This window comes from Nocardia carnea (assembly GCF_029869215.1).
GTDB lineage: Bacteria > Actinomycetota > Actinomycetes > Mycobacteriales > Mycobacteriaceae > Nocardia > Nocardia carnea_B.
Genome location: NZ_JARWPM010000458.1, coordinates 1 through 9202, shown reverse-complemented (window position 1 = coordinate 9202; position 9202 = coordinate 1). Strand labels below are relative to the sequence as shown.

The 9202-nt window shown below is 68.2% G+C and carries 6 protein-coding genes; 2 read left to right on the top strand and 4 right to left on the bottom strand.

All coding sequences use genetic code 11. The features are described from left to right. The first annotated feature begins 460 nt into the window (after window positions 1–460). Window positions 461–1438, top strand: a complete 978-nt coding sequence (locus tag QH276_RS35170; RefSeq protein ID WP_280398943.1) for an adenylate/guanylate cyclase domain-containing protein — start codon at window positions 461–463, stop codon at window positions 1436–1438. 81 nt (window positions 1439–1519) lie between these two features. On the opposite strand, the gene QH276_RS35165 is transcribed toward QH276_RS35170, so the two are convergent. Continuing rightward, the gene (locus QH276_RS35165; protein WP_280398944.1) at window positions 1520–2629 is read right to left on the bottom strand and encodes a CHAP domain-containing protein; all 1110 of its coding nucleotides are present in this window, start codon (window positions 2627–2629) and stop codon (window positions 1520–1522) included. Window positions 2630–3062: 433 nt separating this feature from the next. Continuing rightward, window positions 3063–4067 carry a LysR family transcriptional regulator gene (locus tag QH276_RS35160; RefSeq protein WP_280398945.1) on the bottom strand — a complete coding sequence of 335 codons (1005 nt, stop codon included), beginning with the start codon at window positions 4065–4067 and terminating at the stop codon, window positions 3063–3065. Window positions 4068–4206: 139 nt separating this feature from the next. On the opposite strand from QH276_RS35160, the gene dnaE reads away from it, so the two are divergent. Further along, on the top strand, window positions 4207–7743 hold the full coding sequence (gene dnaE, locus QH276_RS35155; RefSeq protein ID WP_280398946.1) for a DNA polymerase III subunit alpha: 3537 nt from the start codon (window positions 4207–4209) through the stop codon (window positions 7741–7743). Window positions 7744–7844: 101 nt separating this feature from the next. On the opposite strand, the gene QH276_RS35150 is transcribed toward dnaE, so the two are convergent. Next, window positions 7845–8300, bottom strand: coding sequence for a deaminase (locus QH276_RS35150; protein WP_280398947.1), 456 nt, complete (start codon window positions 8298–8300; stop codon window positions 7845–7847). After that, window positions 8293–8946 (bottom strand): RibD family protein, encoded by a 654-nt coding sequence (locus QH276_RS35145; protein ID WP_280398948.1) that lies wholly within the window; start codon window positions 8944–8946, stop codon window positions 8293–8295. Before QH276_RS35145 ends, QH276_RS35150 begins: the two co-directional genes overlap by 8 nt. Window positions 8947–9202: the final 256 nt, after the last annotated feature.

Genomic DNA, 9202 nt, shown 5'->3' with positions numbered 1-9202 from the left:
ACGGTGATCAGGTCAAACGTCCATGTTGTGATAACGACCACCGGGCCCGCCGCGGGGTGGGCGGCGCCCCGGGTGGGGACGCCCCCCCGGCGCGCGGGGGGGGGGGCGCGCGGGGGGCTCCCTCCCCCCCCCCGGCGCGGGGGCGCCCCCGCCCGGGCCGCGGGGTTTACAAACCCCCCGCCCGGCCCCCCCCCCCGCGGGGCCGGTGGTCGTTATCACAACATGGACGTTTGACCTGATCACCGTTACGGGGCGCCGAGCAGGCCGATTATCGGTAACCCGGAGTTCACCTCCGGCTCCCGGCCGCTGACTACCATCGGACGCAGGACCAACGAGGTCAGGCACCACACGTTTTCCATCGGCGGACCCAACGGCGTGCCGCACTCCTCCGATAGAGAGGTGACAGGTGACCATTCTCAGCACTCCACCCACGTCCGATCCACTGAGATACCCTCGGGGCGTGAACGACAAACCCTCCGGCGGCGCAGCACCGGAGCCGGAGGTAGACCGCGGCGCCGGCGAACGCCCGGTGCTCGAATCGCCCCCCGTTCCGGAGAACGGTGATACGGCAGCCGAGCGGCCCGGCCGCTCGCGGCAGCGCACCGTAGCCACCGAGGATTCCCCGGCCACCGACGGCGTCGCCCGCCTCCGGATCGGCCCGCTCTCCGCCTTCATGCACGCGGCCAACAACCGTCCCGACGTCGTCGAGGTCCTGCGCAAGGCCCGCCACCAACTCCCCGGTGACCCGGCCTTCGGCGATCCGCTCTCGGTCACCGGCCCCGGTGGCGCCCGCGCCGTCGCCCGCGCCGCGGACCGCCTGGTGGGTGGCAGTCCCAGCGCCGCCCGCGAAATCGGTTTCGGCGCCCTGCAGGTGTGGCAGGCGGTGCTGGAACGCATGGGCCGCGGGAAAGGCACCCAGGAAATCACCGTGATGTTCACCGACCTGGTCGCCTTCTCGTCCTGGTCGCTCACCGCGGGGGACGAAGCCACCCTCGACCTGCTGCGCAAGGTCGCCCGCGCCATCGAACCCCCCATCTCCGAACGCGGCGGCCAGGTGGTCAAACGCATGGGCGACGGCGTGATGGCGGTCTTCCCCTCGGCCGACCGCGCTGTCGAAGCCGCGCTCGCGGCCCGCCGCAACCTCGCCGGTATCACGGTGGGTAGCTACCAGCCCCGGATGCGTATCGGGCTGCACACCGGCACCCCGCGCGAAATCGGCGGCGACTGGCTCGGTGTCGATGTCACCATCGCCGCCCGGGTGATGGAAGCGGCGGGCAACGGCCGGATGATGATCTCCGAATCCACCCTCGCCGCCCTGCAGCCGGAAACTCTGGCAGAACTGGGCCACACCGCCCGCCCCTACCGGCGCAGCTTCTTCGCGGCACCGCTGAACGGGGTCCCGGAGGATCTGCGGCTCTACCGGATCACCTCGGCATAGCGCACCCGGGCCGGTCGGCCCGGGGCTCCGGGGGTGTCACTGCGGGCACGCTGCACCACCGGGAGGAGCAGTGCGTTTCAGCTATTGCCGAACGGAATCGGTAGCCGCACCTGTGGGTGGTTTGACGACGCCGACCAAGTCGTTGTTACCCATTTGATACTCGTTACGCCGCAGCTCGTTGCTGGAGTTGCCCTCTATCGTTGTAATGGTCGAGCCTTCGACTTTCTCCACGATGCCGATGTGATCCGGGGTACCGTCGCCCTGCCAATCGAAAATGATCAGATCGCCTTCCTCCGCGTACCGGGGGGTCGCCGTATCGAGTTTGGCCTTGGCGTCGTTCCAGATTGCCGGCACGTAGTTCGGATTCGTCCAGTCGACCTGGTAACCCGCCTTCTCCCAGACGTAACTGGTGAATGCCGCACACCACGGGGCGTCGATATCGTACGGAGCCCGCTCACCGGTTTCCCGGTAGTACACGTCGTTCGAGCTGCCCCCGCGCTCGACCGCGCCGAGTTTCAGCTCTTCCCGGGCAATGTCGAGGATGCTCCTACGGGTAGCGTCGCCTGTCACGGTGAATGTCATCCGGCTTTCCGGCGAACGGGCACCCCAACTCTGGGTCGGGTTGCCGTTGTTGCCCGGTGTGGAGCGTTCGACATCCTCCGCGTAGCGCTCCATATCCCGTTGGGCACTGTTGACGAGCTCGACAACATCCCAGAGTGTATTCAGCGCATCGTTGACTGCCGCCCATTCCGCCGTGATCGGCATGTACTGCTCCCCCGTGCTCGCCCCCGGGGCCTGCGAAAGCCTCTCCTGAAGCAGGCCCACCTTCGACTTGATGTCCTGAAAGGTGTTGTCTCCGGTCTTGAAGGCGGCGATAGCGGACTTGTCGACCGAATCGTTCCGGTGCTGCAACTCCGCGGTCTTCGTGCCGATTTCCCCACGGCGGTTGCCGTAGCTGTCGATCATGGCGGACTCACCGTCCGGTGCGTCGATGCCCTCCGCGCTGAGCATGCCCTGATTCCGCAACCAGCCCACCGGATCCACGTCGTAGGTAGTGTCGGTGTAGTCCGTTGCCACCAGCAGCACCTGCGCCTGGATACCCTGCTCCACCATCTCGATGACCGCAACGGCCGACGGGCGTGCCGCGGCCGGCGGGTCAAGATCGATTTCCAAATCTGCGCGCGTCGCCATCGGGTATCACCCCATACCTGGGCCGGCACCGACAGCCGGGCGGCGATCGAATCTCATCAGCACCTCACGAACGCACTCACCGAACACCACCGGCGCATACCGACAGCCCGCCACAGATGACATTGAGTATCGGACATTCCCGACATTGGCGATATCCCGCAGGGAAAGCGACGCGTAGGCAATCGCCAGGACCTTCCTCCGCGACAGTGGATGTAGCGATTGCTATCCGGATGGTGCCGACGAAATGGGTAGAGCTGAGCGGCAGGTCCCGCGTATACCCGAGGACCTTTTCGAAACCGCACTGACCTGGTTGTTCACCGGAATGGCAGGGGCCGGGAAAGGCAGCCGGGCCCTCGACCCCGCCCAACCTCCCGGCCCCTGCTGACCGCATGCGGTTCGCGTCACCGTCCCGACGGCCTCGGTCCGAATCGCCTCACGACAGAAAAAGGGCCCGGTCGCTGTCGGGCACCCAGCAATCAGCTGTGGCGTCGGAGTTGTAGCAATCGCGGAAGTGGGCGATCAGCGGCGCGAGGCCCGGGTGCGGATCGACGCTGTTCCACAGCAGCGCATGGGGATACGCAGGAGTGGGGTCGACGACCCGGACCCGGCGGATATGGGGGTGCCACGGCAGATCGAAACCGTCGCCGTTGAAGGTGGACAGGGTTTTCGACGCGGCGATGTGTTCCAGTAACGCCTCGATCGGTGCCAGACCGCGGGACGTGTCGGCGTCGGGGAACAGCTGCCCACGCGGCGTGCGGTCGACGGTGACACCGCTGAACCGGCTGAGGCAGTCGTAGTAGTCGGCCCACTCCGACGGGACGGCCGCACCCGGCACCCAGACGGGGTGTTCGACCAGCTCGGCCAGGGTTACGGTGCTGCGCGCGGCCAGCGGGTTGTCCTTGCCGACGAGCAGATGCAGGACATCGAGATAGGCCGGGACGGCGGCGATATGGGCGGGCAGTGGGCGGGGACCACCGGACGCCCTGGCGAACGCGACATCGGCGCGGCCACCCAGGAGGGCGTCCCGGGAGGTCACGTACGCATTGGACTGCACGAATTCGACCTCGGCCTCGGGGTGGCGGTCGAGATAGAACCGCATGGCCCGCATCTCCGCCAGCCGCTCACCCAGGATCGCCACCCGCAACGGCCCCGGCCGGGCGGTCGCGGTCGCGACCGCTTCGTCGGCGAGGGCGAGCAACGCCCGCGCGTGCGCGAGAAATCGCCGGGCGGCAGCGGTCGGTGTCGCGCCGGCGGGGACCCGGTCGAAGAGCGCGACTCCCAGCAGGTTTTCCAGCCGGGCGATTCGCTTGGACACCGCCTGCTGACTGATCCCGAGCAGCCCGGCCGCCAACCCGAACTGGCCTTCGTCGGCAACCGCCACGAAGGCCCGGACCGTCGCCAGGTCCAAATCGGCCGCCCTGCCTCCCGATACATCCATCGGTTGTCACCACCCTCGTGTCGATTGTTCGACCTACCGCACTCAACCTGGTCATATGTAGCACCGATGACCATATCGGCCACCCCGGTGACACAACCGGGAAGGCCCGTGACGCGGCTCGACCACCCGGGGTTCACCGATGACGAACGCATCTTTCGTGCACCTGCACAACCACACCGAGTACTCGATGCTCGACGGTCTGGCGAAGATCGATCCGCTGTTCGCCGAGGCCGAGCGGCTCGGGATGCCGGCTGTCGGCATGACCGACCACGGCAATATGTACGGCGCGGCGGAGTTCTTCCGGCGGTCGCGGGAGTCCGGGGTGAAGCCGATCATCGGGATCGAGGCCTATATCGCTCCCGAGTCGAGGTTTTCGGCGAAACGCGTGCGGTGGGGTGACCCGTCCCAGCGATCCGATGACGTCTCCGGCTCCGGCGCCTATTTGCACATGACGATTCTCGCGCGCAATGCCACCGGGTTGCGCAACTTGTTCCGGTTGTCGTCGCGGGCGTCGTTCGAGGGCCAGCTGGGGAAGTGGCCGCGTATGGACGCCGAGCTGATCGCCGAACACGCCGAAGGCTTGATCGCCACCACGGGCTGCCCGTCCGGGGAGGTCCAGACCCGTTTACGCCTCGGGCAATTCGACGCCGCCTACGAAGCCGCCGGCCGCTGGCGTGAGATCTTCGGCCCGGAGAATTTCCTGCTCGAGGTGATGGATCACGGGCTCCCGATCGAACGCCGAGTCCGTGCGGATCTGCTCGCCGTGGGACGCAAGGCAGGGCTGACACCGCTCGCCACCAACGACTGCCACTATGTGCTGCGGCAGCAGGCGGCGGCGCACGAGGCGATGCTGTGTGTGCAGACGGGGAAAACGCTGTCCGATCCCACCCGGTTCCGGTTCGACGGCGACGGCTACTACCTGAAATCCGCGGCGGAGATGCGCGCCCATTGGGACCACGAGGTACCCGGCGCATGTGACGCCACCCTCGCGGTGGCCGAGCGGATCGAACCCTACGACGAGGTGTGGGAGTTCCGCGACCGGATGCCGGTCTTCCCGGTGCCCGCCGGCCATACCGAGGACAGCTGGCTGCGCCGCGCGGTCGCGGCGGGTTTGCGCTGGCGTTTCCCCGGCGGAGTACCCGATGCGTACCGGCACCGCGCGGAGTTCGAGCTCGACATCATCCGCGACAAAGGTTTTCCCGCCTACTTCCTGGTGGTCGGTGACCTCATCGCCTACGCGCGCCGCGCGGGCATCCGGGGGGGGCCCGGGCGAGGTTCGGCGGCCGGATCGCTGGTGGCGTACGCGCTGGCCATCACCAATATCGACCCCATCGAGCACGGGCTGCTGTTCGAGCGGTTCCTCAACCCCGAGCGGCCGTCCGCACCGGATATCGATATCGACTTCGACGACCGGCGCCGCGGCGAGATGATCCGCTACGCCACCGAACGCTGGGGCGCGGACAAGGTCGCCCAGGTCATCACCTTCGGCACCATAAAGACCAAGGCCGCCATCAAGGATGCGGCGCGGGTGCAGTTCGGCCAGCCCGGGTTCGCCGTCGCGGACCGTATCACCAAGGCACTGCCGCCGGCTGTGGCCGCGAAGGACATCTCCGTGGCGGGGATCACCGATCCGAACCACGAGCGCTACGGCGAGGCCGCGGAGGTCCGGGCACTCATGGATGCCGACCCCGACGTCCGGCGGATCTACGACACCGCCGTGGGTCTGGAGGGAATGGTCCGCGGTGCGGGGGTCCATGCCTGCGCGGTGATTCTGTCCCGCGAACCGCTACTCGACGTGCTACCGCTGTGGCAGCGACCGCAGGACGGGTCCGTCATCACCGGCTGGGACTATCCCTCCTGCGAGGCCATCGGCCTGCTCAAAATGGATTTCCTCGGCCTGCGGACACTCACCGTGATCGGCGACTGCCTCGACAACGTCCGCGCCAACCGGGGTATCGATATCGATCTCGACACCCTCGCGCTGGACGACGCGGCCACCTACGCCATGCTCGCCCGCGGCGACAATCTCGGTGTCTTCCAGATGGATTCGGCCGGGATGCGCGAGCTGCTGCTGCGGATGGCACCGACGGAGTTCAACGACCTGGTGGCCTCCAATGCCCTGTACCGGCCCGGGCCCATGGGCGTGGGTGCGCACTGGGCCTACGCCGACCGGAAGAACGGCCGGGAAGCGGTGACACCGATCCACCCGGAACTCGACGAACCGCTGCGCGAGATACTCGCCGAAACCTACGCGCTGATCGTCTATCAGGAACAGATCATGCAGATCGCGCAGCAGGTGGCCGGATACTCGCTGGGCCAGGCCGATCTGCTGCGCCGCGCCATGGGCAAGAAGAAGCCGGAAGTACTGGCCATGGAATTCGAGAACTTCCGCAACGGGATGCGCGACAACGGGTACAGCGACGAAGCGGTCACCACACTGTGGGAGGCGGTACTCCCCTTCGCGGGCTACGCCTACAACAAATCCCACGCCGCCGGATACAGCCTGGTGATGTACTGGACCGCCTATCTCAAGGCGAATCATCCGGCGGAATTCATGGCCGCGCTGCTCACCTCGGTCGGTGACGACAAGGACAAATCCGCGATCTACCTCGCCGACTGCCGTAAACGCGGAATCCGGGTGCTGCCGCCGGATGTGAACCAGTCCGCCGCCACCTTCACCAGCGTCGGCGCCGATATCCGGTTCGGCCTCGGCGCGGTGCGCAATGTGGGTGATCCGGTGGTGGAGGCGGTGGTCCGGGCGCGCGGAGCGGGGAAGTTCACCGGTTTCTCCGACTATCTCGAGAAGGTCGACGCCTGCGCCTGCACGAAGAAGGTCGTCGAATCACTGGTGAAGGCGGGGGCTTTCGATTCGCTGGGCCACCCCCGCAAGGGCCTGTACACGATCCACGGCGACGCGGTCGATGCCGTGATGAACACCAAGAAAGCCGCCGCGCGCGGCCAGTTCGATCTCTTCGCCGGCGAGCACACCGACCCGGACAGCGGGACCTCCGTTTTCGAGATACCCGTCCCCGATCTGGAGTGGGAGACTCGGGAACGGCTCGCCTACGAACGGGAAATGCTGGGCCTCTACGTGTCGGGACATCCGCTCGACGACATCGCGACCGCGCTGAGCGCGGCCGGCGACACCCCGATCGCCGCGCTGCGCGACGGGCTGATCCCGCACGGCCGTAAGGTCGCGGTGGCCGGCATCATCGCCGCGGTCGACCGGCGCGTCACCAAGAAAGGCGAAGCCTGGGCGATCGTACGCCTCGAGGACCTCGACGCCGGGGTCGAGATTCTGTTCTTTCCGGCCGCCTACTCCCAGGCCGCCACGCTGCTCGCCGAGGATGCCGTTGTGGTGGCCGACGCACAGGTCAGCATTCGCGACGGCAGGCAGTCGTTGCTCGGCGACCGGGTGCGCGACGCGGGGCTCACCGCCGCCGGGAGCACGCCGCCGGTGACACTCACGGTGGCCACCACCGCCTGTACTCCGCAGTCGGTGCGCGCCCTGCGGGAAACGCTGCAGCGTCATCCCGGGGCGACCGAGATCCGGATCAATCTGATCGGAGCCCGGGGACCCCGGCTGCTGGCCCTCGACCCGCGCTTCCGGATCACCACATCGCCGGCCCTGCTGGGCGAACTGAAGGCGCTGTTCGGTCCCGCCTGTTTGCGCTGATCCACCGGCGTGGGTGCAGACGGCAGTCACGCGCTGAGCGCGGGCAGCCGGCACCGGCCGGCGCACGCTCGGACCCGGCCCCGCGTGGCCCGCGGTGTGGTTCAGGACAAGTCGAGGTGGCGGTTCATGGACATCGCGGCCTCGGCCAGGTCGGGTAGTTCCACGACGCGTACGCCGTGCTGTTCCAGTTTCTCCACACCTACACAGTTCGCGACGAAGGTGGCGGGTTCGCGCCAGGCGATGACCACGGTGGGGATACCGGCGGCGAGGACGCGGTCGGTGCACGGGAGACGGCTCTTCGTGGCCCGTTCCGAACACGGTTCGAGGGTGCTGTAGAGGGTGGCGTGGCGGAGCCGGGGGTCGGCGGGATCGAGTTTGGCCAGGGCGGCTTCCTCGGCGTGATTCCTGGGGTCGGCTTCGCGGGAGTAGCCGGTGGCCAGTTCGATACCGTCGGCGACGAGCACCGCGCCCACGGAGAACGCGCCCGGGGCCGGTGGGCTGCGGCGGGCGAGCTCGATGGCCCGGTTCATCCAGTGGTGGTGGTCCGGTTCAGGCATCAGGCTCCTGGGGTCGATAACGCAACACTGCCACATCGCCGAGCCGGTTCACCTCGAGGAGGTGCATACGGTGGGTGGAGCCGCCGGGGAAGCGGGCGGGATGCAGGAAACGCGGGGCCTGCGGGTCGCCGACCAGGGCGGGGCCGATGGCGAGATGGAGTTCGTCGGCCAGACCGGCAGCGAGGAAAGCGGTATGGATACGGCCGCCGCCCTCGACCATCAACCGGCCGATACCGCGGGCACCGAGATCGTCGAGCAGAGCCCCGAATTCGAGTTCCGGGCCGAGCGCGACGATTTCGGCGGGTGCGGTGAACCGTTCGAGCCGGCGGGCGCCGGCTTCGGTGGTGTACACGAGCGGAGCGTGCTCCGCGGTGCCGTGGTGCCAGAAGTGGGCGTCCGGATCCAGGTTCCCGGCCGCGGTCACGGTGATCTTCCGGGGGTGTTCGGGTTTGCCTTCGGCGCGCCGGGCCCGGCGGCGGGCCGGGTCTTTGACGAGCAGCCGCGGGTTGTCGCGGCGCACCGTCTCCGCCCCGACCAGAATCGCGTCCGACCAGGCCCGTAGTTCGTCGACACGGTCGAAATCGGCCTCGTTCGACAGCAGCAGCCGTGCCGGGGCGGTGTCGTCGATATATCCGTCGACACTCATGGCGACCGAGAGCAGGACGAACGGCCTATCGCCTCCCGCCACCATCAGCCGCCCAGCACCCAGCTCCGCGGAATCCCCAGTACCCGGGCTTCCGCCGACAGGGCAGCGCCCGGGCCGGCGGCCGGATCCCCGGACGCGGCGACCACGGCCGCGGGCCCCCCCCAAAAACCCCCCACCCGCCGCAGCGGGGGGGTGAGGGGGGGGAGACACACACGGCGCGACCCCCGGACCCCCCGCGCCGGGGCCGGCGAGGCAA